The organism is Microbulbifer maximicatervae (SeqCode) (assembly GCF_052467695.1).
The window spans coordinates 33119-56180 of the sequence record NZ_CP174320.1 but is presented as its reverse complement, the minus strand read 5'-3'; the positions used below and the strand labels follow the sequence as shown (position 1 = coordinate 56180).

The 23062-nt window shown below is 43.4% G+C and carries 26 protein-coding genes and 3 pseudogenes; 23 read left to right on the top strand and 6 right to left on the bottom strand.

All coding sequences use genetic code 11. The features are described from left to right. Nucleotides 1–17: 17 nt before the first annotated feature. Nucleotides 18–611 carry a phage integrase N-terminal SAM-like domain-containing protein gene (locus tag ACJJI8_RS00285; RefSeq protein WP_444933914.1) on the bottom strand — a complete coding sequence of 198 codons (594 nt, stop codon included), beginning with the start codon at nt 609–611 and terminating at the stop codon, nt 18–20. A 329-nt stretch (nt 612–940) separates the two neighbouring features. Between ACJJI8_RS00285 and ACJJI8_RS00280 the strand changes: the two genes are divergently transcribed. The 15 genes and pseudogenes from ACJJI8_RS00280 (at nt 941) to ACJJI8_RS00210 (ending at nt 12387) form a co-directional block, all read left to right on the top strand. Continuing rightward, nucleotides 941–1303 carry a hypothetical protein gene (locus ACJJI8_RS00280; RefSeq protein ID WP_444933913.1) on the top strand — a complete coding sequence of 121 codons (363 nt, stop codon included), beginning with the start codon at nt 941–943 and terminating at the stop codon, nt 1301–1303. A 100-nt stretch (nt 1304–1403) separates the two neighbouring features. Continuing rightward, the gene (locus ACJJI8_RS00275) at nt 1404–1784 is read left to right on the top strand and encodes a hypothetical protein (RefSeq protein ID WP_444896464.1); all 381 of its coding nucleotides are present in this window, start codon (nt 1404–1406) and stop codon (nt 1782–1784) included. 110 nt (nt 1785–1894) lie between these two features. Next, entirely contained in the window at nt 1895–2329 is a 435-nt protein-coding gene (locus ACJJI8_RS00270; protein ID WP_444905962.1) for a hypothetical protein, read from the top strand. 174 nt (nt 2330–2503) lie between these two features. Beyond that, a complete protein-coding gene (locus tag ACJJI8_RS00265; protein WP_507021833.1) occupies nt 2504–3868 on the top strand; it encodes an IS4 family transposase in 1365 nt (454 codons plus the stop codon). A 51-nt stretch (nt 3869–3919) separates the two neighbouring features. Next, entirely contained in the window at nt 3920–4201 is a 282-nt protein-coding gene (locus ACJJI8_RS00260; protein ID WP_444933911.1) for a hypothetical protein, read from the top strand. 166 nt (nt 4202–4367) lie between these two features. Then, complete coding sequence (locus ACJJI8_RS00255; protein ID WP_444933910.1) at nt 4368–4643, top strand: hypothetical protein; 276 nt, start codon at nt 4368–4370, stop codon at nt 4641–4643. Nucleotides 4644–4761: 118 nt separating this feature from the next. Further along, on the top strand, nt 4762–5085 hold the full coding sequence (locus ACJJI8_RS00250) for a hypothetical protein (protein WP_444933909.1): 324 nt from the start codon (nt 4762–4764) through the stop codon (nt 5083–5085). A gap of 144 nt (nt 5086–5229) precedes the next feature. After that, a complete protein-coding gene (locus ACJJI8_RS00245) occupies nt 5230–5598 on the top strand; it encodes a hypothetical protein (RefSeq protein WP_444933908.1) in 369 nt (122 codons plus the stop codon). A 178-nt stretch (nt 5599–5776) separates the two neighbouring features. Then, nucleotides 5777–6274 (top strand): suppressor of fused domain protein, encoded by a 498-nt coding sequence (locus ACJJI8_RS00240; RefSeq protein WP_444908040.1) that lies wholly within the window; start codon nt 5777–5779, stop codon nt 6272–6274. A gap of 205 nt (nt 6275–6479) precedes the next feature. Further along, nucleotides 6480–8035 (top strand): annotated as a pseudogene (locus ACJJI8_RS00235) (IS1182 family transposase). Between the two features lie 154 nt (nt 8036–8189). Continuing rightward, a complete protein-coding gene (locus ACJJI8_RS00230; RefSeq protein WP_444933907.1) occupies nt 8190–8603 on the top strand; it encodes a hypothetical protein in 414 nt (137 codons plus the stop codon). 70 nt (nt 8604–8673) lie between these two features. Further along, nucleotides 8674–9882 carry an IS91 family transposase gene (locus ACJJI8_RS00225; RefSeq protein WP_444932871.1) on the top strand — a complete coding sequence of 403 codons (1209 nt, stop codon included), beginning with the start codon at nt 8674–8676 and terminating at the stop codon, nt 9880–9882. Between the two features lie 70 nt (nt 9883–9952). Next, complete coding sequence (locus ACJJI8_RS00220; RefSeq protein ID WP_444914440.1) at nt 9953–10312, top strand: hypothetical protein; 360 nt, start codon at nt 9953–9955, stop codon at nt 10310–10312. A 106-nt stretch (nt 10313–10418) separates the two neighbouring features. Beyond that, nucleotides 10419–10880 carry a hypothetical protein gene (locus ACJJI8_RS00215; RefSeq protein ID WP_444933906.1) on the top strand — a complete coding sequence of 154 codons (462 nt, stop codon included), beginning with the start codon at nt 10419–10421 and terminating at the stop codon, nt 10878–10880. Nucleotides 10881–11010: 130 nt separating this feature from the next. Beyond that, a complete protein-coding gene (locus ACJJI8_RS00210) occupies nt 11011–12387 on the top strand; it encodes an IS4 family transposase (protein ID WP_507021832.1) in 1377 nt (458 codons plus the stop codon). A 345-nt stretch (nt 12388–12732) separates the two neighbouring features. On the opposite strand, the gene ACJJI8_RS00205 is transcribed toward ACJJI8_RS00210, so the two are convergent. Next, the gene (locus ACJJI8_RS00205) at nt 12733–13674 is read right to left on the bottom strand and encodes an IS1595 family transposase (protein ID WP_444933904.1); all 942 of its coding nucleotides are present in this window, start codon (nt 13672–13674) and stop codon (nt 12733–12735) included. Nucleotides 13675–13903: 229 nt separating this feature from the next. Between ACJJI8_RS00205 and ACJJI8_RS00200 the strand changes: the two genes are divergently transcribed. Then, a complete protein-coding gene (locus ACJJI8_RS00200) occupies nt 13904–14374 on the top strand; it encodes a hypothetical protein (RefSeq protein ID WP_444933903.1) in 471 nt (156 codons plus the stop codon). Between the two features lie 28 nt (nt 14375–14402). Here the strand turns inward: ACJJI8_RS00200 and ACJJI8_RS00195 are convergent, their stop codons facing one another. Continuing rightward, on the bottom strand, nt 14403–15332 hold the full coding sequence (locus tag ACJJI8_RS00195) for an IS110 family RNA-guided transposase (protein WP_444933902.1): 930 nt from the start codon (nt 15330–15332) through the stop codon (nt 14403–14405). A gap of 296 nt (nt 15333–15628) precedes the next feature. Then, nucleotides 15629–16900, bottom strand: coding sequence for a group II intron reverse transcriptase/maturase (gene ltrA / locus ACJJI8_RS00190; protein ID WP_444932936.1), 1272 nt, complete (start codon nt 16898–16900; stop codon nt 15629–15631). Between the two features lie 675 nt (nt 16901–17575). Between ltrA and ACJJI8_RS00185 the strand changes: the two genes are divergently transcribed. From ACJJI8_RS00185 to ACJJI8_RS00170, 4 genes are all read left to right on the top strand, one after another. Next, nucleotides 17576–17953: a hypothetical protein gene (locus ACJJI8_RS00185; RefSeq protein ID WP_444933901.1), complete on the top strand. Its 378-nt coding sequence runs from the start codon at nt 17576–17578 to the stop codon at nt 17951–17953. Nucleotides 17954–18118: 165 nt separating this feature from the next. Then, nucleotides 18119–18418: a hypothetical protein gene (locus tag ACJJI8_RS00180; protein ID WP_444907573.1), complete on the top strand. Its 300-nt coding sequence runs from the start codon at nt 18119–18121 to the stop codon at nt 18416–18418. 87 nt (nt 18419–18505) lie between these two features. Beyond that, entirely contained in the window at nt 18506–18979 is a 474-nt protein-coding gene (locus tag ACJJI8_RS00175; RefSeq protein ID WP_444933900.1) for a hypothetical protein, read from the top strand. Between the two features lie 115 nt (nt 18980–19094). Next, nucleotides 19095–19679, top strand: a complete 585-nt coding sequence (locus tag ACJJI8_RS00170; protein WP_444933899.1) for a hypothetical protein — start codon at nt 19095–19097, stop codon at nt 19677–19679. A gap of 408 nt (nt 19680–20087) precedes the next feature. Here ACJJI8_RS00170 and ACJJI8_RS00165 read toward each other — a convergent pair. Both ACJJI8_RS00165 and ACJJI8_RS00160 read right to left on the bottom strand, forming a co-directional pair. Continuing rightward, nucleotides 20088–20697, bottom strand: a pseudogene (locus tag ACJJI8_RS00165) (IS110 family transposase). A gap of 241 nt (nt 20698–20938) precedes the next feature. Further along, entirely contained in the window at nt 20939–21085 is a 147-nt protein-coding gene (locus tag ACJJI8_RS00160) for a hypothetical protein (protein WP_444933898.1), read from the bottom strand. 370 nt (nt 21086–21455) lie between these two features. On the opposite strand from ACJJI8_RS00160, the gene ACJJI8_RS00155 reads away from it, so the two are divergent. The 3 genes and pseudogenes from ACJJI8_RS00155 to ACJJI8_RS00145 all read left to right on the top strand — a co-directional run. Beyond that, entirely contained in the window at nt 21456–21812 is a 357-nt protein-coding gene (locus ACJJI8_RS00155) for a hypothetical protein (protein WP_444933897.1), read from the top strand. 356 nt (nt 21813–22168) lie between these two features. After that, nucleotides 22169–22675 carry a hypothetical protein gene (locus ACJJI8_RS00150; protein WP_444933896.1) on the top strand — a complete coding sequence of 169 codons (507 nt, stop codon included), beginning with the start codon at nt 22169–22171 and terminating at the stop codon, nt 22673–22675. A 237-nt stretch (nt 22676–22912) separates the two neighbouring features. Continuing rightward, a pseudogene (locus ACJJI8_RS00145) lies at nt 22913–23002 on the top strand (hypothetical protein); the annotation flags it as partial. Nucleotides 23003–23062 lie beyond the last annotated feature (60 nt).

Sequence of the window (23062 nt, the reverse complement as noted above, 5' to 3'; positions counted from 1 at the left end):
TTTGTCTGAAAAACACTCTATTTATCAAAAAAGATAGCTATTCTAGGTCTATTTTGTTCGTTTTTACACCGATTTATATGGGACAGCCCTGGATCCTTATCCCCCTTACCACCTCGAACAAAAATATTATTGCTGTCGAAGTCTATATCCTTTATACGCAAAGAAAGCAGTTCGGCGCTGCGAAGGCCACTACCGTACATTAGCCCAACCTGTAATCTGTAGGTGCCTTCAAGGTGATCCAAAATTGCTGATATTTCTCTACGGCTATAAACCACAGGCAAGTACTTCTGTTGTTTTGCCAGTTTAAAGTCCAGAGCCTGAATATCCCTGCCTAAGAATCTCTTGTACAGATATATCAAAGCATTCAGGGCTATTCGCTGTGTATTTGCTGAGCAAAGACCTTGAACTGCAAGGTGAGAGAGAAATGTCTCAATCTCAACAGCTCCCATATCGTTAGGGTGCTTCTTTTTATTGAAATGAATGAAACGTTTAATCCAATGGGTGTAAGTTTGCTCTGTTCGGTACGATAGTCCTTGTTTTCGAATATGAAATCGCAGATTGTCCATAAATCGTTCAGGCTTACCTGGGATTTTGTGGCGAATGTCGTCCATGATATTGCCCTTAGACTGTTTTTATATACAGTATTTATTCTTTTGTCCTGCTGTCAATATCAGAATTCAAGAGAAGCTTCTCCTATTTCTGGAGGTGACGATCTATCTCTTTGATTTTAATAGGGTTGGTAATGTTATAAAGAGCAGAAAAAGCAGGTAGATATATAGCGCCTGCTATATATCTACCTGTTGAGAAATATGCCAAAGTTCTTAACTTTTTGATATTATTGGGTTTTTTAGGTTATCTTGAAAGAAGTGAGTAGAATTATATAGAAGGGTGATATAAAGACGCTTCTTTTGAATTAACTGTTAGCCGTAAGAAGTAGCTCATGGATAAATACGAGATTAAAGAATTAATAGGCGATTACTTAGAAGGAATTATATCCCTGGATAGTCTAGACGGGTTGATTCAAGCGGTATTACTTGGTCCCGTTGAAACTAGTCAAGGGCTACAACGCTATTACGTTGATATAGATACTTTACTGCTTGATAATATCGATACTTCAGAGGCAATTTGGAGTCTTGGGGAGGATGAAACCTATAAGGGCAAAGAATCAGAAATTGTCTTTTTCGAAGAGTTAAACTACCTTCGGGGAGTAAGAAAAAGAATATTGTCTCAAGAGGATGGTATTGCTAAATGGCAGCGTATCGAATTAAAAGTATTAAATAGAATCGGCGAATTACATGGCTAACAAGTCACTCCAGCTGACGTTTTTTCCGGCGCTCCTTTTTATGCTTATAGCACAAACGGACTTCTCCAAAAACGCAGCTGAGTGAAGCGTTAAGTTTTTTATGATCAAGCGCTTTATACACTGGATTGAGTTCATCGTGGTCGTATTACCATCTACGGGCATTGTTTTGTTTTCCACTTTGTTTTTCCCGTTTGGAGCATTACTCCGCCCTGAACTCATTATTCCAGCTTACATTGGCGGTATCGTTGGAGTATATTCACTGTGGAGAATGTTTTTGCATCTTGAGTTTGCAGTAGGTTTAAGGTCAAAAAAATATATCTATTACTATTTTGCTGGAGTTCTCAGTATTGTTTGCTTATTTTTAGTGGGTGAATTCAGTATTAATCAAGTGTTCAATCTGGTTACTACACTATGGGTTTTTCCAATTTTAGTTGGTGCTCATTGGGTATATAAAATTTTTCAAGGTGAATCTGAAACTTAACAAGTGGCGGCATAATCGCCAGCAAAGCTGGCTGGACCTACGCACTGCGTGCTCCGGCCTATGCGCCAGGCGTTACGTGTCTTAAGTCGTGAGCACTAAAGAAGAAAGTCATGCAATTTGAAGTGAAACCAAAAATAGGAATTGGTCCTGTAAAATTGGGAATGAACCGTTCCGAAGCCATTAAATTCATGGGTGTAGAACCAGAGAGCTTCATAAAAACTCCTACTTCTGTGCATGCCACAGATGCATTCTATTCTTCAGGCTTTCAAATATTCTATGAGGGTTCATCTCCAAAAGTAGAAAGCATAGAGTTGTCACGGGATAGTGGTTTTGAAATATTAATGTCGGGTATTAAGGTACTTAACTTGCCGGTACCTCAGTCCCTAGAAAAAATACAAGAAATAACAGGTTTGGTGCCACATTCCGAAGATGATGGGTATACTTTTGAAATACCGGATTTAGGCTTATGGCTGTGGCGCCCTGTAACAGAATCACCGGAAGGTAAGTACTTTGAAACAATTGGTATTGGTAAGCCCAACACGTAACAAGTTGCTGTTGTCGCCACTACGTGGCTGGGACAGCCTACTCGCCGCTTCGCTTTGTTCCGGTTGCCCCAAAGCAAGGCGCTAAGTTTTATACACAAGTTTTTTCAGTTTTATTATATAAATCAATAAGTTACAGTTTAGCCCAGTAAGAACTACAGATTTGGCTGGATAATTATGCAGGACTGGGTCATGGACGAAGTAAAAAATCAGGTTATGGGTGATACACGCTTGAATAAGCGCTTGTCTAATATTCTTAGTAATTTAAGCTCCGACCCAAAGAATAGCATTCCTTGTGCAAACAAAACTTGGGCAGAAACGTTTGCAGCTTATCGCTTTATCGAAAATGATAAAGTCAATTTTGACTCTATTATGAGCGGCCATAAATCGGCAACTCTTGAGAGAATCAAGGCGCAGCCTGTTGTTCTTATCCCACAAGATACTACCTTTCTAAATTTTGCCACTGACCTAGAAGGTAAAGAGATGGGAACACTTAGGCGTAAAGAGACCAACCAACAACTCTTGCACACCTCCATCGCAATAACACCATCCAGAATTAATTTGGGTGTTGTTGAAGGTAGTATGTGGCAGAGAGATAAGGAATCAAGTTCTAATTCCCGCTATACAAAGTCGATAAAGGATAAGGAGAGTCGACGCTGGCTAGACCATTACGAAACGGCTTGTCAGATACAAGAGCACTGCCCTGAAAGCACAATTGTGAGTATTGCTGATAGAGAGGGTGATATTCATGAGTGGTTTCAGCTGGCTGAAGAGCAAAGTGAACAGCGGCGGGCGAGCTATATCGTTCGAGCTAAGGCCAATCGCACTTTAGAGCTCGATGGAGAAGAAACGGTTTTGCTTTGGGATCATATGAACGAGCAGAAATCTATTGGTCTATACACGGTAGACATTCCCAAACGGAATGGGGAACCTGGAAGAAAAGCCAAAGTCAGCGTATCCACTACTGAGATACGGCTACTTGGAAAAGGAAAATCTAAACGACCACTTTCTCTCTATGCTGTATTGGCTAAAGAATTAAACCCACCAGAGGGTGAAAAAGGCATTGAGTGGATGCTGTTAACTGATCTTCCAGTTGAAGACTATAAGCAGGCGAGAGTTATCATTGAGTGGTATCGAAGCCGGTGGGAAATTGAAACCTATTTTCGGGTGGTAAAAGGTGGATGCCAGATAGAAAGTAATCGTTTTAGAACAGAGCAGCGAATGTTGAACTGTATTGCGATCTATATGATTATTGGATGGCGACTACATTCGATAACTACACAAGCAAGAAGTCTTCCTGATGAACCATGTACGAGTGCTTACTCTGAAAAAGAATGGCGCATGGTATGGATGATGCGAGATAAAAGCTCCCCGCCAAATATACCTCCGAGCATAAGAGATATAACGCGTATGCTGGCAGGTCTAGGAGGATTTCTAGGACGTAAAGGGGATGGCGAGCCAGGGGTTAAAACTGTTTCGCAAGGATATGCTAAATTACTCCATTATATTGAAGCAGCAGAGGTTTTAAATGGACTTAAATAATGTGTATAAAACACAGGCAAGGCGTTATGTTCTGTTTAGTGAGTATAAAAAATGAAAAAATGGATTATATTTATGGCGTGGGCGACTCTAGCCTCTATCGCTCTCGGAATAGCGTTTTTAGGTGGTAGTTATGCATACACTCACTTTCAAGAATTTATTAGTTTATACAAGCACGCCACTGAATCTTCTCCAGGCATGAAAAGGGAATTTCCATTTTTTCTTCTTGAATACTTGGCGTATATTTTGATCTCAGCGTGGTGCGTATATATTTCAAGCCTGATAGCCAAGCTGGCCCACACCAGAGCTATTGAGTCAGTAACCAAGAAGACATGACAAGACGCTGCACCAAGAATGGCGGGCAGAGTGCAGGTAGGTAGTGCTGATCGCGCCAGCCATAACTAGGCTAGGCAGGATCGCCCATCCCCTTCGGGGCTGGGCTGGACGACCTACGCTCCGCTCCGGCCGCCCCTGCTAGCAGCGTTATGTGTTGGGAGAGATAATGAAGTTTCGCAATGACTACGGTGTATATATTTGCTCTCATGTGCTTGAAAACTCTCGGCCAGTTCTTGATTCTGTACGAGACACCGATGGATCTTGGCAGTTTCTCTGTGGCATTGACGGATGCACTGATGAGGGTGGACCTCACCTTGTTGGAGTAGGCCACTTAATAAAGCGTGATCCATCAATTAATGAACTCACATTGCTAAAGCCGGGAATGTATGCAGAAAGGGATAATGAAAACGAGCCATGGGCATTCGGGCAGCTAGATGATTAAGCAAACACATAACCAGGCCAAGCAAGTTCGCCCAGCCTCAGGCTGGGCTGGACGGCCTACGCTTTGCTCCGGCCGCCCTTGTTGGCAACGTTAAATTCCACTCGGAGATAAGCCACGAATGAAATACATCACTATTCTTGCTGCTATAAGCATGAGCATTAGTGCCTATGGGAGTTCCTTTTGGTGTACCGTCAAGGATTTTAACGCGGGTCCTTTAACTCAAGATTTTTATACAGACGCGATTGGAACAGAGTTTCATGTCAACCGATCAACGGGAAGAATATATGGCGGACTAGATAATAGCGTTCTGGATTCATACACACCGAAAGTGGTGAGTGATGGATCTAACGGTTACTATAAGTCTATTAGCGGAAATGTCATGACTTATTTCACCGTAAGGATAGACAAAAATACAAAATCGCATTTCTTTGTTTTTGTATGAATTTCATGACATACACTGGTCAATGCGTTGATGTATGAGCAGGAATTTAACAAACGCAGCCACACCGGCCTATCGGCCTCGACTCGCTACGCTCGCGTGTGCTGCGGGCGTTATATGAGTGCAGATAAAAACTAGAGGATATACATGAGAATTACGAACAAACAATTAATTTTACGCTTTTCATTAGTTGCTTCTATGCTTGCCTCAGGAACAGCAAGTGCATGGGACAACAGCGGGATAATTACCAAAATCAAAGATGTAACTGTTCTACAGAATGGAGCATTCTATATTACCGCTGAGGATGACTTATGTGATGCTAGTGAGGTAAATAAAACGGGGTATGTTTACCCAAATCAAGCTGCCGGTGGAATTTCACAGATCCCCGAAGGTGTATCGATGTTGCTTTCGACAGCACTTTCCGCTCAAGTTTCTGGAAAACAGGTGGCAATATATTCAGACGATTCAGGGAGTGAGTGGGGATGCAAAATGGGCGCTATAAAAATTAAAGCATAGCCTTTCTCGAAGACGACACCATATTACGGTGAGTTAGAAATCACATAACAATTCGCTGCTGAGGGACAGCCTACTATATGCACCTTTTTGTGTGGCTCGCTGCGCTCACACGTTCACACAGAAAGGAGCATATAGTAGGCTGCCCCAGAGCTCGGCGTTAAGCGATAAAGGAGACTAAATGCCACCGAGCCACCATAGAGAATTAGCAATTTTCTTGAAGGAGATAGTTGGAGGTACTCCTACTGTTACTGCATATCGTGATAACAGTGGTAGTAGACCTATCCCAATTGGTCACTTCGGGGAGGTTTTTTTCTCGACAATTGGTGCATTTGAAATGGGGCTGTCATTACCTGCAGGTAATTTTGAGTTTACTGCGGTGGGTTCTGAACAATGGTTACCGAATTCGTTGGCAAGCTCTATATACTGGTTAGCTGAGCGTAGCTCCGATGAATGGCCTTTGGTTTGTGAAGATGTGATTAGAATAAATGGGAAGAGTGCCTACAGGCATATGGCTTATGTTCCGTCTCCATTTGATTTAAAACTATCAAATGGACAGTCGGTAAAATGGCTGTTGGGCGTGCCTATCACTGACAAGGAAATAAGTATTTCGGAAAAATCGGTTATGAATAAGGCAAAAGAAATATACCCTGATTGGCTGTTCGGTGAAGGCGCTTAACAAAGCCGGGCAATTTACTCCGGGCCTGCGGCCCTCCGCGGGACAGCTTACCTTGTGCACCTTTTGCGCAGGTCGCTTCGCTCCCATTTTCGCGCAAAACGCGCACAAGGCAAGCTGCCCCTGCCGGCGGCGTTCAGGCTGTAGAAAAACTCTTAAAAGATAGTATTTTTTGATAAAATGGGATCTCGTTATTGAGATCCTCAACATGCCCAACTTTAAGCACTATGATTACAACCAAGATGCCATGGTTGTAATTAACTTCGAAGAGCAGTTACAGCCTCAAACTTTTGAGTTTACTCTCCACCATCTGATCAATGATCACATAGATCTATCTGCCTTTAATGATAAGTATCAAAATGATGGTGGTGGCCGCTCAGCTTATGATCCCGCGATTATTCTGAAGATCGTTTTATTTGCTTACTCCAAAGGCATCACCTCTAGCCGTGAGATTCAGTGGCAGTGTGAACACAGCATCATTTTTAAGGCGCTCTCATGTGATAGCACTCCACACTTCACCAGTATCGCGAACTTCGTTAGTAGCTATCCTGATGCAATTGAGTCTGTATTTGAACAGGTCTTGATGGTGTGTAGTGAACAGGGGCTTCTTGGCAATGAGCTCTTTGCGATAGATGGCTGTAAAATGTCATCAAATGCTAGCAAAGCGCATTCTGGCACTTTTAAAGAGCTTAAAAAGAAGCGGGAGAAAATTCGTAAGAAGATCAAATCCTGTCTCAGTGAACACAAAAGGCTTGATGGAAGAAAACCTCAAGAAAGGGAGCGAAAACAGGCTGTTGCTAAGGCTGCTGACACATTACGAAAGCACTTTGAAAAAATTGATCAGTTCCTAAAGAGTCATCCCCAAGGATGGGGCAAGGCAAAAGACCGAAAGAAGTAAAGAGCAATATCACAGATAATGAATCAGCGAAGATGACTACTAGCAAGGGGACTATTCAAGGTTATACCGGTATTGCGGCAGTGGATAAGAAACATCAAATAGTCGTTGAAGCACAAGCTTTTGGTGAGGGGCAAGAGCACCATACCTTGAAGCCTATTTTGAATGGTATTAGTACACGCTATAAAAATACCGAGATTGATGAAGATATCTTAGACAAAGATGTCATTATCACTGCTGATACTGGGTTTTCAAATGAGTCTAATTATAAGTACTTGAGAGATAATGGAATCAATGCCTACATTCCTGACAATAAATTCAGGTCAAGAGATAGCAGCTTCTCTGAGCAAAAAGAGAAATATGGTAAACGTAATCAAGGAAAAAAGGTTGGAGTTCCCCAGATAATACCGGCCAAAGATTTTACCTTTAATAAAAGAAAGAAAACCTGCATTTGCCCAGCGGGTAAAGAGATGTCTCTTCAAAGAGAGGAATATGTTAGCGAGGGTAAAAGAAAGCTCTTTTTTGAGGGGCGTTTAACGGATTGCAGAAATTGTGACCTGAAACATCAATGCATGCGAAGCCCAGATTCAGCAGATACGAGAAAGGGACATGGTCGGCAGGTATCACTAACTTGGACAAACGGGCGTACTGCTACCGATTGGATGAAAAAGCGAATTGATAGCATAAAAGGTAAAACCATTTATGCGCACCGTATGTCGGTTGTTGAGCCTGTGTTTGGGAACATTGGTACCAATAAAGGGTTGAATCGGTTCTCCTTGCGAGGGAAGAGCAAGGTTCAAGGCCAATGGCAGATGTTTTGCTTAGTACATAACATTGAAAAGTTGATGAGATATGGCAATATCCACTGATTGAGGGTGTAATATGGACTTAAGAAGCCAAAATTCTATGTAGTGATATAATTCTAGTTCTTCAGAAGAAATCTCTAGAATTTTAGATGGGCGATGATTGATTGGATAGGGGTTTTGGTCAATCTGTTTTTCTACACCCTCGTTAGGTGAATGCATGGATCAAATACCTAGGGATGAAATTGGATATATGCAAGTCCAATTTAAGATTTTCAAAAGTGGAGATGAGTATGACGTTTTTGGCATCAATGCCTTTGATGAATGCTTTTGTACAGAAAGGAATATGGTTAGTACGCAACATCAAGTAGTGGATGACGAAGCTAAAGTTTATGAGAAGATATTTCAGATTAAGTTAGTCCTGAAGGCGTCAAATTACATTGTAATGATGCATATGCCTATTCATCAATCTGAAGAATGGGAGTTTCTAGGCGAATACGAAGATTATGAGATCTATTTCTATTGTATTCTCGGTCAAAATACATCCGAATCAATGAGAGGTGGCTCAGAGCAAGAGTCACCTAACAAGTTGCTGCACCGGATCAAAAAAAGCTTCGCTTTTTTATCCCGGTGAGCAAGGCGTTTGTACAAACCCGCTGCGCGGGAGTGGTGCTACTTTTAAATTATAAGAGGCATTTTAGAAAATGCATAACCGGGTATTGCAAAATATATTTTCTGCGTACAGTGGTTATTTATCTAAAACTGCGCAGCCACTAAAAAATTTAAAGGCTATCTCCTCGATACAAGAATGCCGTACAAAATCGATGGGAAGCAGTTATTATCGTTGTAAGCACAACCATGTCACAGAACAGCATCATTCTTGTAGGCATAGAAGTTGCCCCCTCTGCTCAGGCAGAAAACAGCTCCAGTGGGTTGATCAGCAGCGTCGTAAATTATTTGATACAGAACATTTTCATGTGGTCTTTACTATACCTCATGAGTATCTGCCGTTATGGCAATACAACGAAGAGAAGCTTACAGATATACTCTTTTTGTCGAGCAAAGAAACCCTGTTTGAATTAATGGCGAGTAAAGACTATCACGGAGTAACTCCCGGGATGCTTATGGCTCTGCATACTTGGGGAAGACAGTTAACTTTACACCCTCATATACACTGCTTGATAACCGCTGGTGGTTTGACCTTAAGGGAAAAGTGGAAAGAAACAGGTGAGTATTTATTACCTGTTCGAGTGGTTAAGAGTCTTTATAGGGGGAAGTTTCAAGCGCTGTTACTAGAGCAGTATCGTGCTGGGTTAATCAAGCTCCCTCCCAGTTGGCCCATTGGCCAGTTTGATATTCTCTTTAAAGCTTGCTATCGCAAAGAATGGTCAGTTCGTATTCAGGATCGATATGAGCATGGACAAGGAGTGCTTCTGTATTTTTCACGATATATCAAAGGTGGCCCGCTGAAGCCAAAGCAGATATTAAACGTGGATCATAAGGGGTTGGAATTTCGTTATTTTGATCACCGTGACCAGCGACGCAAGCGACTAAGGTTAAAGCCTGAAGAGTTCTTAAGACGTGTCTTGCAGCACATACCTCCAATAGGAAAACACATGGTACGGAGTTATGGATTATATGCTGGGTGTAATAAGAAAAAGCACGATCTATGTAGTAATCAAGTGGGTTTAATGAAAGATCAACGACTCCCAGCTGGATTGCAAATCCAAGATCTGGTGGTAGAGTGTGGGCAGTGCCATGAATCTACAAAGTTGACTGGCAGAGTGTGGTCTAAGGCGAAAAAAGGAATTTCCTTTATAAAGGGGGCGGCTCGGCAAGATAGTGCCGGCGGGAATGTACAACATGGCGATGAACCAGACACTGCAGGAATGGGCCTCTTTAGTTCGGCCTAAATTCAATGCCAGGTCATTTTTTTTACCGCCTGCAGTGCAGGTTATCTAAGCGTTAAGCCCCTAGGAGAGTATGGATACGTTTTTAACAATTGGGTCAATGCTAATAGAGTTCGGCCTTCCGGCTCTTTTGGTTTATCTCATATTGAAGAAGCCAGCTAAACGTAGCTTACTAGTTCCTGTTCTTGGGGCAGTCACTCCTATGGTCCTGCTTCTAATTGTTGGCACTATCGATCATTACGTGTTTCCCTCAGAAGAGCCTTCAATGTTCATGGCTGCGTTTGCAATGAGTTTGTTTATATATTGTATTTTGGCAGGTGTAGGCTTCCTCCTGGGACTATTTTTACCAAAAACGGTAGGTCTTCGCTGGCGGTATATAGTTGGGTTTCTTCTTGGGCCGGCTTTTGGTTTAGGGTTAATCGCAGCATGGTAGTGAGAAGGCTTAACAAATCAATTAACTACGCGCCTACGGCGCCGGACAGCTTACTCTACGCTACGCTTCGTTCCAGCTGCCGGTTATTGAGGCGTTATGTTTACTTATGAATAAAGTTCTTTTCGTGATTTTAAGTTTCCTCTCGGTTAGCTGTTTTGCTGTCGAAGAGCCCAATCCATGCCCTAGTCGAGTAGAAGGTACTGAGCATGGGTATAAAATGGATATAGACGCTTACTCAATAAAAAGTGAATTTGATGGCGAGTTATATTATGTGTCTATTTCCTTGCCTCAAAAATACAACTCAAGAGATTTGAGCAGTATTAATCTGCATAAAAAAGAACAAGGAAAGATTAAGCTAGCGTCAGGGCTAGCCTTAGAAAACGAAAGAGGTTTTTCCAAAGCATACTTTTACGCAGCTCCATCTGAAATTGAAACACTAAGCATTAGCGCTGTATATTTTTCTTACTATGAGTGCCAAGGAAAGTTAGTTTGGGACACAATGAGAGGGTATGACCTACCCATAAACATAACAAGGCGGTCAATGTCGCCTTCGGCTGGACAGCCTTAAGCGTGGCTTCGCCACAAGGCTGCCCATTACCTTGGCGCTAAGTTTTATACACAAGTTTTTTAAGTTTTATTATGTAAATCAATAAGTTACAGTTTAGCCCAGTAAGAACTACAGATTTGGCTGGATAATTATGCAGGACTGGGTCATGGACGAAGTAAAAAATCAGGTTATGGGTGATACACGCTTGAATACACGCTTGAATAAGCGCTTGTCTAATATTCTCAGTAATTTAAGTTCAGCCCCAAACAATAGCATTCCTTGTGCAAACAAAACTTGGGCAGAAACGTTTGCAGCTTATCGCTTTATCGAAAATGATAAAGTCAACTTTGACTCTATTATGAGCGGTCATAAATCGGCAACTCTTGAGAGAATCAAAGCGCAGCCTGTTGTTCTTATCCCACAAGATACTACCTTTCTAAATTTTGCCACTGACCTAGAAAGTAAAGAGATGGGAACTCTTAGGCGTAAAGAGACCAACCAACAACTCTTGCACACCTCCATCGCAATAACACCATCCAGAGTTAATTTGGGTGTTGTTGAAGGTAGTATGTGGCAGAGAGATAAGGAATCAAGTTCTAATTCCCGCTATACCAAGTCGATAAAGGATAAGGAGAGTCGACGCTGGCTAGACCATTACGAAACGGCTTGTCAGATACAAGAGCACTGCCCTGAAAGCACAATTGTGAGTATTGCTGATAGAGAGGGTGATATTCATGAGTGGTTTCAGCTGGCTGAAGAGCAAAGTGAACAGCGGCGGGCGAGCTATATCGTTCGAGCTAAGGCCAATCGCACTTTAGAACTCGATGGAGAAGAAACGGTTTTGCTTTGGGATCATATGAATGAGCAGAAATCTATTGGTCTATACACGGTAGACATTCCCAAACGGAATGGGGAACCTGGAAGAAAAGCCAAAGTCAGCGTATCCACTATTGAGATACGGCTACTTGGAAAAGGAAAATCTAAACGACCACTTTCTCTCTATGCTGTATTGGCTAAAGAATTAAACCCACCAGAGGGTGAAAAAGGCATTGAGTGGATGCTGTTAACTGATCTTCCAGTTGAAGACTATAAACAGGCGAGAGTTATCATTGAGTGGTATCGAAGCCGGTGGGAAATTGAAACCTATTTTCGGGTGGTAAAAGGCGGATGCCAGATAGAAAGTAATCGTTTTAGAACAGAGCAGCGAATGTTGAACTGTATTGCGATCTATATGATTATTGGATGGCGACTACATTCGATAACTACACAAGCAAAAAGTCTTCCTGATGAACCATGTACGAGCGCTTACTCTGAAAAAGAATGGCGCATGGTATGGATGATGCGAGATAAAAGTTCCCCACCGAATATACCTCCAAGCATGAGAGATATAACGCGTATGCTGGCAGGTCTAGGAGGATTTCTAGGGCGTAAAGGCGATGGCGAGCCAGGGGTTAAAACTGTTTGGCAAGGATATGCTAAGTTGCTCCATTATGTTGAAGCAGCAGAGGTTTTAAATGGATTTAAATAATGTGTATAAAACACAGGCCAGGCGTTATGTGCTTCAACGAAGAGATATGAACTTTGAGTAAATGGCTTTACCTAATAGTTGTTTTTGTCGTGGCTGGCTTGCTTTATCCAATAATCTATCTCCTGGGCCTAGAAAGGTTAGGGGGCGGAGCTTTACTGAAGGTCCCGGAGTTCATCTTGTATAGCGTGCTGATAGGATTCTTCTTGTATCCGTTCATAGAGGGTTATAGACGCTATAAGATGGGTAGTCACTCATTGGCTGTTATTTTTCTTATCGCCGGAATAATTTTACCAGTTATAAGTGGCGCTTTTTTAATAATTTTATTTGAATCTACCTAATTACCACTTATGCTAAGCCAATTTTTAGCAACCTTTCTGGCATCGGTGGTGTCCGAAGAGAGACGTAAATCAATCTTGGAATGAGTGCCGACAAATCAAACCTCCGATTAAAGCGATATTGAAATTCTGCCAAATAGCGCTGTGCATATTTCGGCCTAATAGCATGGTAAGTGCTACGTAGCGCACTCTTTAAATTACCAAGTACTGTATTTACCCAATAGAACTCAGGCTCTTCAACAGAAGCTCGGCCACCACCACAAACAACTTTGTCATGTACACAACCGGCCTCCTTAATGGCATTGAAGCATGGAAGGCCATCTGAGATGACTGTGCTGCCACTGCAAAGGGACTTTTTACTCCAGGTTGAAATTTCACTGCTTTTGAAGCCCTTGATAATTGAGAGCTTAATACGGGTTGGACGTCCCTCCTTGGTTGTTTCAACGGCCGCCACAAAGGGAGTTTTACCCTTGGCTCCGCGTCCGGGCTTGCATCCAGTACGCTCACCACCGAGATAGGCATCATCTAGCTCAATAAAACCGGACAGTTTGTATCGTTGGTCTCGTTCCATCATCACTTGCATGAGTTTCTGCTTCATACGCCATGCTGCGTTGTAAGAGATACCTAGATGTCGAGATAGCTCCATAGAGGAAATGCCCTTCTTATCCTGAGTAATCAGGAAAATACCGAGAAACCAGGTGGTGAGGGGGAGCTTCGTGGAGTCAAAAATTGTACGAGAGGTAATCGATGTCTGACGCCGACAATGGTTACATTGCTTAAGCTTGCGATAAGCGAGGTCGCAATGCTTGTCATGCCCGCAGTGAGGACAACTAAAGCCATTGGGCCAACGCCACTGCGACAGTGCATCGAAGCACTGTTCCTCGCTGCCGTACATTTTGAGGAATTGGGTCAAACTAATACCCTTCTGAAACTGTACCTTGTTGCGAGCCATGGCGTATTCCCTTGTAGATCAACGAGATAACTGTATTTATATACAGTTACACATGACTTAGCAAGAGTGGTAATTAGGTGAATCTATGTTGAAGTCTGGAAGCCATGGATGACACAGCAGCACATAACCAGGCCAAGCAAGCTCGCCCAGCTATGAGCTGGGCTGGACGGCCTACGTTACGCTTCGGCCGCCCTTGTTGGCAACGTTAAATGTCTTTAGAGAAAACGTTATGCGTCTGATACCACTTTTAATATTGTTTCTCGCACAAACAGCGTTCTCTGCTTCTTGGAAGAGTGAGTTCTTTGAGATTTCTTTGCCTTCAAACTATCACATTGAAGAAACAGGCTCTTCAATAGATTTCGCAGCCTTTGTCCCTAATAAAAAAACTGGCCATCCGTATGAGATGATCGTTATTCACATGGCTAGCACTGATAATCTTGAGGCAGTAATCCAAGAAAGTAATGAAATATTATCAGAGTACGGTGAAAGCTTAGGTGAGGCAAAGTGTGATAATAAGTGTACTCTTCTAGTTGCTGAGGCTGCTCGAGAATCGGGTGAAAGTAGGTTAAATTATTACCATAATGTGTTTCATATAAATAATAAGGTATATGTCATAACTTATTTTACTAACAAGCCTTTGTCACAAGGCCGTAGTTTTATTCAAAAAATTATAAGGCAAGTAAGTGCAAGCAGCATTTAACAAGTGACTATGGTTGTTCGTCAAGTTATTAAGCCATACTTTCATCCCAGTAGGTGTTATTTTTCACCATCGTATTCAGGATCGTAATCTGCTTTCTCATGCAGGCAATCAGAGCGACCTTTTTAGGTTTGCCAGCGTTGACTAATCGCTTGTACATCGGCTTTAGTTTGGGATGATGCTGTATGGCCGACATGATGGAAACAAACAAAACCGTTCGTACACGATGCCTTCCACCCCGAATATATCTCTTTCCTTGGAAGCTGCCGCTATCACGGTTCATCGGGGCGATACCGACAAGTGCAGCGATTTCTTTACGGTTCAATTTTCCTAGCTCGGGAAGTTCACTCATCAATGTATAAGCCAATACATTTCCAACCCCTTTAGCGCTCAACAATAGGTCGCGCCTTTGCCGCCACTCAGACACACTGTTAACCAGTTTATCCAGTTGCTTGTCGATACCTTGTAACTCTTTCTTTATGGTGTTTAGAATGGTCTGGATAGGTTTGTGTACCGATTTCGGCATCCTCTGAAGCCGGTTCTTTTGCATTGTGCTCATCTCTAAACACTGACTTCTTACCGCCAGTAAGTCACTGATCTCCCTAAGCTTTTCTGGCTTTAGCTCCGATAGTCTTGGCTTCATGGCCTCACCAAAATGTGCAATATCCATTGCATCTAGCTTGTCAGTTTTGGCGAGTCGCCCTGTGGATTTAGCGAAGCTCCTTATCTGTGAAGGGTTGCAAACAACAACAGGTAATCCTGCTTTGTTAGCGGCGCAAACAAACTCTAATTCGAGTCTTCCTGTAGACTCTATTAATACTCTTTGAGGTTTAAGAGGTTGTAATTGTTTAATGCCATTTTTATCATTGGCAACACTAAAGAATTGGCCAGTAGGTCTCACATAAATATCGAGTTGTTTACTGCTGGTATCGATACCGACATTGATCTCTTGAGGTTCCATAAGATAAGCTATCTCCGCCTTGCTATTCGGGCTCGAGGCCCACATGACTATCCGAGTTATGCCTAGTGAGTGTCTGTCACGTTCCTACTTGTTAACGGTCTTTATAAACCGGCGCAGCAACGAACTGTGACAAACAAGGCCTTCGGTGGCCGCCGAAGGTGGGTCTCAATTTACCCGTTAGCGAAAAGGATTTTCAACATCAGAATTAGGCAAGAACAACCATAATCGGGTAGCCGGTAGTTTCTAGCTACCGGCCCCCACACCACCCATCGTGCGGGTCCGCAATGGGCGGTTCCCTATCCGTAATGAATCTCTACCCAACGATCTCGCAATGAAATCAACCCCATCTCTTCGAAGAACCCATTATTGAGCGCAATATGAATACCCTCAGTTTTTGCGCTTCGCCAGTAACTTTTACCGGACGAGCCGCAGGTAACTGCCAGCGACTCACTCACACCCATACGCAGTAAATTTCGAACTTTCGTTCTCACTCTGCGCCAATTCTTCCAATAGCTCATTCTTAATCGCCGACGTATCCAGCAGTCTAGATCTATACATTTTTGATAGCCTTGTGCTATACCAAAATAATTAATCCAGCCACGGAGGAATACGGTAAGCTCTTTCATTTTCTTCTCCATCGAAATACCACGAGATCGCCCTGTAATCTGGCGGACGCAGTATTTAAATTGGCGCAGTGACTTATCATGCCAGACAAGCTTTGCCCCCCGAAAAGAGAAGCCTAGGAACTTACAACGGCTGACAGGAACCACTTGGCTTTTAGTATCGTTAACTTTGAGCTTAAGCTTGCGCTCAACAAAGCGCTTAATACTCGCCATAACCCGTTCACCCGCGCGTTTAGAGGAAACTACAATCACAAAATCATCCGCATAGCGGACAAAAAGGTGTTGGCGTTTTTCCAGCTCTTTGTCGAGCAGGTCGAGTACAATATTGGACAGCAGCGGCGATAAAGGGCCACCTTGTGGCACCCCCTCATGACAGGCTTTCCAGCATCCATCTTCTACACTTCCTGTACGCATGTAGCTTGCGATCAGTTTGAGTAAGCGCTTATCGCTGATTCTTTGGCCAAGTAAACTCATGAGGAAATCATGATTTACCCGGTCGAAGAATTTAGATAAATCGACATCCACTGCTATTCGTTTCCCTCCCTCGATATACTTTCGCAGCTTTTTCACCGCATGATGCTGCGATCGCTTTGGGCGGAACCCATAGCTGAACTCCGAAAAGGTTTTATCGAAACTGGGACCGATGATTTGGGCGATAGCCTGCTGAATAACACGATCAAAGATCGTAGGTATCCCGAGCCCACGCTGGCCCCCATCTGGCTTGCGAATGTAGACGCGCCTGACGGGAAGCGGCTGGTAATGACCCTGTCGAATAGTCTCGATGAGGTCGTCGCCAACTGCCTTGAAGTGCTGCACAAAATTATCGACAGTAATCCCGTCAATGCCTGCGGCACCTTTGTTGCTTCGCACGTGTTTCCATGCAGCATTAAGATTTTCTTTGCTGAGGATGGCTTCAAGCAGATTTTCATTTGAGTTGAGTGTCATGGCAGTGCGCTACGTCAATTTTATATCCGGCTGGCAACACATCGGTAGGCTAGCCCTGTCTTTTAACTCGTGGATTTTGGGTTCAGGCCTTCACCGTATCCAAGGTATTAATCTTGGCATTAGGCTACTATGCCGTCGGCTGACTTCTGTTCAATCACCTTGGCCATTACTGGCCGAGGCGCTGCTGTGTTCCACCAATTTTGTTTACCCCCGCGATGGTGGCTAGCGGGCTGGGCCTACTTATGAGTCAGCGGCCACGCTGACAGCTTTACAGCAGCAGGTTGAACAGATCTCCCCAGATAAGAACGTGAACTTTCACTACACAACAGCATCATTTACTCTACCCGTTAGATCACATGGCTTCGGTGTTCTTGGCCACCTCGCCTCCAGGCTAAGCCTTATATGATGTTTCTGTCCGTCAGCTCGTAGTTTTGCTAGCGGCTTCCTCCCCACAAGACCTCACGGTGTTGCAGTTGCCATTCGCTAGTAGTTAGCATTTAATGGAATCCATTAAACGGTGATCCTCCTACAGGGGACTTTCACCCCATTAGTTCACGCCCATGCTGGGCGTACCAAGTGCAGGCAACATTGCCCCTACGGGGCTGGACCTCCATTTCGCAGCTTCGCTGCTACATTGCGGCCGTTGCTGCAGACGTTATGGTTCATGGAAGTAGAATGATCAAAAATTCCATAGTAATTTTTTGTACGTGCTTTTTGGCTTCTTGTGCAAGCAGCGACAAGCACTCTTTGCAAAATCATGAAGGCTCCGAACCTTTTTATCTAACACCGGATGGTAATCCAACTGCTCCGGATTCAGATCCGGAGTTAAAGTCGATCTTAGATCAATGTACCAATGAAATTTTCCAAAATGGAGTCTCAATTGGTGGGAAGATATTTACATCCTGGGACGCTGCCAAACAGCATGTGATGATTCTGCTTTTGAGGACTTTACCAGATGGTGGCAGCCGGAAGAGGCGGAAGATTCCTGAAGGATTTAACGATCTTCAGTTTATCCAAAACAAAGTATCTACTTGTCGAGAGGAGAGAGTCTAGAAACAATGAACTCTCGCCACCATAACAAACACAGGCAGTAGAGCTCCGGCCCTCCGCGGGACAGCTTACTTTGTGCACATTTTGCGCGGGTCGCTACGCTCCCATTTTCGCGCAAAACGCGCACAAAGTAAGCTGCCCCTGCTGTGGGCGTTATGAATAAAAACTATGTCTAATCTCAAAGACCGCCGATGGCGTCGAAAAGGCCTCGATAGAAAAATCAAGACTCCTTCATGGGGGGAGCTTGCTTTTGGGAAAAAGCTTTTCAATTTGCGGCATATGTTACTAGCTGTATTTACTAGTGGCTTCATATCTTTTGCAATGCTATATCAGCTTATAACCTATGGGCATTGGGAGGCCAAAGGAGCTAAAGTAGATGGTGCCGTGGGCTATGGTGTTGCCTTTTTCCTTCTAGTAATTTTCATAGCCCTACTTATTGCAACTATTAAAGACTGGCGGAGAGGCTAATGCATAACAAAAAGCAGCACGATTGCCCACAAAATATGTGGGCTGGACGGCCTACGCTTTGCTTCGGCCGCCCGTGTGCTAGGCGTTATGGCTAAGGTAACTATGAACAAATATCTCGCTATAGTTTTACTGGTTTTCTCACAACTTGCTATATCTAGTGAAACTGAAGTTGCTGAAGTTCATGAAAACTATCTCAGTGGATCGCTGCCTATGCCTTACGGTTCATTTAAGGTCAGCATTTCTTTACACGAAGGTAATCGCAGTGTTTCAAAAGCTGAAATAAATGTCGGTGCTCTTACTTTCTCGGTGCCGAAAGAGCAGCTCGTAAAACTAAAAAGTGTAGATCTTTCTTCTGTATTTGTCGGCCATGAGATATATCGATCAGAAAACACGCCTTTCGACAAATTGGATGCCCTTTCCAGTGATCTATTCATAGTAAAGATCTCTTCGACTGAAGGCTTTTCTAGGGGCAATATTTGGTACACTGATTACTACACAGTTTTAATAAAATTGGAATCTCAACAGCTAGATGTATCCAAGTTCGAATATGCTAGGCCATAACAATACAAGCCAGCCTGACGGTTTTTTCGTTCCTTATTTTGCGGTTTAACGCTACGCTACCGCAAACTAATCCACTACAAAGCCGCAGCTACTTGCGGCGTTATGTGACAAGAGGATGAGAGTCATAGATTTAAGAAAAAGTATCGAGAAGCGCCTAGCTCAAATTTTGGAGACTCAAAGCTCCATTAGGGCTGCGCACCCATTAATTGCAGATTTGCTATCTCAGATAATCGACGAGGTTCCCATTTCCTCTGAAATTTCTGTTAGAGTCATTGATATTAATGAAATTAGATATTCTGTGTTCTACCAGTGCGGTCCAAATATTTCTGAAACAGCAATTGTAGTATCACAAGCTAGCTCGACATTTTATCTATGGCGAGATGAGGGTTGGGTTCTCGATGATGATTACTATGAGCCGGAAGAATTATCTAAAGTAATTTGTACTTTACCAATATTGTGCGCTGAACCGAAGAATGTTAAGCAATTGGTCGAAGCTATCGAAAGTGGAGTATGGGCATTTAAACCGGAGTATTTCCCGAAATTTGGTGGTGTTCCTCCTGAAGACCTAGAAGAAGTACTGTCCTGGGATTCTGAAAAAGTATTAGTAGGTACTAAGCATTCAAATATGGAAATTCTAAGTAGAGAGTCCTGGCAGGAACTTAGTTCAAGAGAAAACGGTTGGTTCAAAAAAACGGAGTAAGAGCACATAACAAGAAATTGCAGTCGGACCCGATACTCCGCGCTTTTAATTTTGCTTTCATTACATTACAACATAATTAAAAGCACTCCGCATCGGGCCACTGAATTGGGCGTTATGTGTAATCCATGAAAAATATCTCTAAGTGGTTTGTAAGGTTTGGTTGGATATTTATTGCATATTCAGGGTTGGCTTTTATGAGCAATTTCTTGCCGGTAGATTTTTGGATAACAATAAGTAATTTCTTTACCGGCGAGGATAGTCACACTTACTATAAAGTTGTAGCTACATAGGGTGGCCAAAACTATGTATTGGCTACATTAATTTTAGGGGCTGGCTTAGTTGTTTTAGGTAAGGTTATTGCCGCTAAATCAAACACATAACAAGTGACTATGGTTGTTCGTCAAGTTATTAAGCCATACTTTCATCCCAGTAGGTGTTATTTTTTACCATCGTATTCAGGATCGTAATCTGCTTTCTCATGCAGGCAATCAGAGCGACCTTTTTAGGTTTGCCAGCGTCGACTAATCGCTTATACATCGGCTTTAGTTTGGGATGATGCTGTATGGCCGACATGATGGAAACAAACAAAACCGTTCGCACACGATGCCTTCCACCCCGAATATATCTCTTTCCCTGGAAGCTGCGGCTATCACGGTTCTGGCTTTGGCTCCGATAGTCTTGGCTTCATGGCCTCACCAAAATGTGCAATATCCATTGCATCTAGCTTGTCAGTTTTGGCGAGTCGCCCTGCGGATTTAGCGAAGCTTCTTATCTGTGAAGGGTTGCAAACAACAACAGGTAATCCTGCTTTGTTAGCGGCGCAAACAAACTCTAATTCGAGTCTTCCTGTAGACTCTATTAATACTCTTTGAGGTTTAAGAGGTTGTAATTGTTTAATGGCATCCTTAATGCCATTTTTATCATTGGCAACACTAAAGAATTGGCCAGTAGGTCTCACATAGACATCGAGTTGTTTACTGCTGGTATCGATACCGACATTGATCTCTTGAGGTTCCATAAGATAAGCTATCTCCGCCTTGCTATTCGGGCTCGAGGCCCACATGACTATTCGAGTTATGCCTAGTGAGTGTCTGTCACGTTCCTACTTGTTAACGGTCTTTATAAACCGGCGCAGCAACGAACTGTGACAAACAATGCCTTCGGTGGCCGCCGAAGGTGAGTTTCAATTTACCCGTTAGTGAAAAGGATTTTCAACATTAGAATCGATCAAGAACAACCATACAAGCAGCGGCAGAGCGTCAGCCAACGTTACGTACCTTTTGTGTTACTCGCTGGCGCTCAAACATTAACACAAAATGCGCTCCGCGCTGGCTGCGCCTGCGATGGGCATTATTGTGGCGGTCGGCTTTATTGATTTTACGCAGTAACTGGGACTTTAGCGTCACTAAATAGCACTCGGTATTGAGCAATTTTATTGATTATTATTTCGGCAGTTTCACTCCTAGAGTGTTCGCTCAGCTGCTGTAAAAAGGGGCAGTCCGCTGCAATTTCGTGGAGTGCCAGTAAGATAGGAATTGGTTGGGGAAAGTGCGGTATTCTTTCCTCGTGAATATTGGGCAGCGGCCAGCCAAAATGTAGCTGGTAAGGTGCTAGTAGGCAGTCCCGAGCGCGCCAGCCATAATCAGGCTAGACAAGCTCGCCCAACCCCTTCGGGGCTGGGCTGGACAGACTACGTGCTACTTCGGCTGCCCTTGCTAGCGGTGTTAGGAGTTTAGAGTATTGCGTGCTTTATTCTTGATAGCTTTATGTTGGGCAATGGTTGATTCAGCTGCTGCCGCTGAGAAGGATCAGGCAACTACAATCGCCGTGTATGGATCATTGTCTAAAGCTCCAGAAAGTGCTGAGCTCTATCGAGAGTTTCATTGGGCAAGGCGCGCTAACGGAGGGCTGGCACTCATATTTCGGTGTGGTAAAGGCCAATTCAGGTATGCAGTTTTGAAAGCGGATGCTGGGAGCTATTCCTTCGAAGTAGACACATCATATGAAGGGAGTAAGTGTCCTTTAGGGAAGTACTCAATTGAGTTGCTTGAAGATCGTTTAAAACTAAAGATAAGCACTGAAAACGGGATTGTAATTGAAGAGGCTCTCCCAAAGTGGCCAGGCAACTCCTAACAAAGCGTTGTAGTGGGACTCCCAAAGCTATGCACCTTATTTGTGTAGTTCGCTGCGCTCACATTTTACACAAAAGGGTGCGCCGCATTGGTAGCCCCTGAACGCGGCGTTAGTGCTTAGTGTTGCCCGAAATATATTAACCAAAACTTAGATGTAACATATGATTAATAAAATCCTAAATTTGATCGCTCTCGTTTCTATTACGGGCCTACTGTTCGCATGCGGCGGCGGCAATAGCAGCAGTAGCGGCGAAGACGCTCCTGATACAGTAGAGAACCCCCCTAGCTTTACCTCCTCCGAAATACTTTCAATTGACCTCCCCTTCTTTTGAGGTCGTTGTGCGATTTGCAAATAACGTGTCACGAGAAGACGCCGACAATATCAGAGTAAATGTTGTAGTGGCTACAGATGGAAGTGGTGATGTCATGGGGCAGGACTTTTCGCTCGTTTATAGTACGGGCTGTCGGCTTGTGATTGACTTTGAAATTTGCGGCCAAACAGAGTATTTCTTCAGGTATAGCTATGGGGATACTGTGGGTTGGTGTTGTACTATTGAAGGACGCGATCTTTCGTATGAGTTCACCAATGTGGAAGGGTATTTACAGTTGACTATGCTTTATCATGGAAATTTCACCAAGAGTACATATGATAATTTGGTGCGAGGCAACGTCTTAACAAATGTAGAGGCGGTTCTTTTTTCTGGGCGCGATAAAGAAACTGTTTTATCAAGGGATTACTACCCACAGGTAAATGAGTTTACTGATCAACTTGGGGAGCTGAATGATAATCTCCGTGACTATGATGGTTCTTCAGATTTGGTTGATATTCAAAGTGTTACTATCACAAATTATTTGGCCCCTTAGCCCGTTAAAGGTACTGACAATCAGCGGCAGAGCGACAGCCAACGCTACGCACCTTTTGTGTTACTCGCTGGCGCTCAAGCATTAACACAAAAGGTGCTCAGCGCTGGCTGCGCCTGCGCTGAGCGTTAGCAATAAGACTTACCCACGTTTAGTAGACACCCTGTATAGTTAGGTTTAGGCCTAACACGGAGGTGTATCATGGGTAAAAAAAGAACTCAGGCGTAAACGGAGGAGTTCCGCAGAGAAGCAGTTAAGAGAGCGGAAAAGCCTGGAATAACAACGGCTTCTGTCGCACGAGGACTAGGAGTCAGCACACAGCAGAAGTAGTTCAATAGTTTAGACGGTGTCGACTATTTCAAACAGGAAAGCGCTGAAGTTCGCAAGCTC

Coding starts and splice junctions, on each gene's coding strand:
- ACJJI8_RS00215 (WP_444933906.1), top strand. CDS start 10,419: ATGAATAAAGTTCTTTTCGTGATTTTAAGTTTCCTCTCGGTTAGCTGT.
- ACJJI8_RS00155 (WP_444933897.1), top strand. CDS start 21,456: ATGGTTGATTCAGCTGCTGCCGCTGAGAAGGATCAGGCAACTACAATC.
- ACJJI8_RS00285 (WP_444933914.1), bottom strand. CDS start 611: ATGGACGACATTCGCCACAAAATCCCAGGTAAGCCTGAACGATTTATG.
- ACJJI8_RS00265 (WP_507021833.1), top strand. CDS start 2,504: ATGCAGGACTGGGTCATGGACGAAGTAAAAAATCAGGTTATGGGTGAT.
- ltrA (WP_444932936.1), bottom strand. CDS start 16,900: ATGACACTCAACTCAAATGAAAATCTGCTTGAAGCCATCCTCAGCAAA.
- ACJJI8_RS00205 (WP_444933904.1), bottom strand. CDS start 13,674: ATGGCTCGCAACAAGGTACAGTTTCAGAAGGGTATTAGTTTGACCCAA.
- ACJJI8_RS00180 (WP_444907573.1), top strand. CDS start 18,119: ATGTCTAATCTCAAAGACCGCCGATGGCGTCGAAAAGGCCTCGATAGA.
- ACJJI8_RS00270 (WP_444905962.1), top strand. CDS start 1,895: ATGCAATTTGAAGTGAAACCAAAAATAGGAATTGGTCCTGTAAAATTG.
- ACJJI8_RS00175 (WP_444933900.1), top strand. CDS start 18,506: ATGGCTAAGGTAACTATGAACAAATATCTCGCTATAGTTTTACTGGTT.
- ACJJI8_RS00240 (WP_444908040.1), top strand. CDS start 5,777: ATGCCACCGAGCCACCATAGAGAATTAGCAATTTTCTTGAAGGAGATA.
- ACJJI8_RS00230 (WP_444933907.1), top strand. CDS start 8,190: ATGGATCAAATACCTAGGGATGAAATTGGATATATGCAAGTCCAATTT.
- ACJJI8_RS00170 (WP_444933899.1), top strand. CDS start 19,095: ATGAGAGTCATAGATTTAAGAAAAAGTATCGAGAAGCGCCTAGCTCAA.
- ACJJI8_RS00245 (WP_444933908.1), top strand. CDS start 5,230: ATGAGAATTACGAACAAACAATTAATTTTACGCTTTTCATTAGTTGCT.
- ACJJI8_RS00200 (WP_444933903.1), top strand. CDS start 13,904: ATGCGTCTGATACCACTTTTAATATTGTTTCTCGCACAAACAGCGTTC.
- ACJJI8_RS00275 (WP_444896464.1), top strand. CDS start 1,404: ATGATCAAGCGCTTTATACACTGGATTGAGTTCATCGTGGTCGTATTA.
- ACJJI8_RS00185 (WP_444933901.1), top strand. CDS start 17,576: ATGATCAAAAATTCCATAGTAATTTTTTGTACGTGCTTTTTGGCTTCT.
- ACJJI8_RS00250 (WP_444933909.1), top strand. CDS start 4,762: ATGAAATACATCACTATTCTTGCTGCTATAAGCATGAGCATTAGTGCC.
- ACJJI8_RS00225 (WP_444932871.1), top strand. CDS start 8,674: ATGCATAACCGGGTATTGCAAAATATATTTTCTGCGTACAGTGGTTAT.
- ACJJI8_RS00220 (WP_444914440.1), top strand. CDS start 9,953: ATGGATACGTTTTTAACAATTGGGTCAATGCTAATAGAGTTCGGCCTT.
- ACJJI8_RS00210 (WP_507021832.1), top strand. CDS start 11,011: ATGCAGGACTGGGTCATGGACGAAGTAAAAAATCAGGTTATGGGTGAT.
- ACJJI8_RS00260 (WP_444933911.1), top strand. CDS start 3,920: ATGAAAAAATGGATTATATTTATGGCGTGGGCGACTCTAGCCTCTATC.
- ACJJI8_RS00195 (WP_444933902.1), bottom strand. CDS start 15,332: ATGGAACCTCAAGAGATCAATGTCGGTATCGATACCAGCAGTAAACAA.
- ACJJI8_RS00280 (WP_444933913.1), top strand. CDS start 941: ATGGATAAATACGAGATTAAAGAATTAATAGGCGATTACTTAGAAGGA.
- ACJJI8_RS00255 (WP_444933910.1), top strand. CDS start 4,368: ATGAAGTTTCGCAATGACTACGGTGTATATATTTGCTCTCATGTGCTT.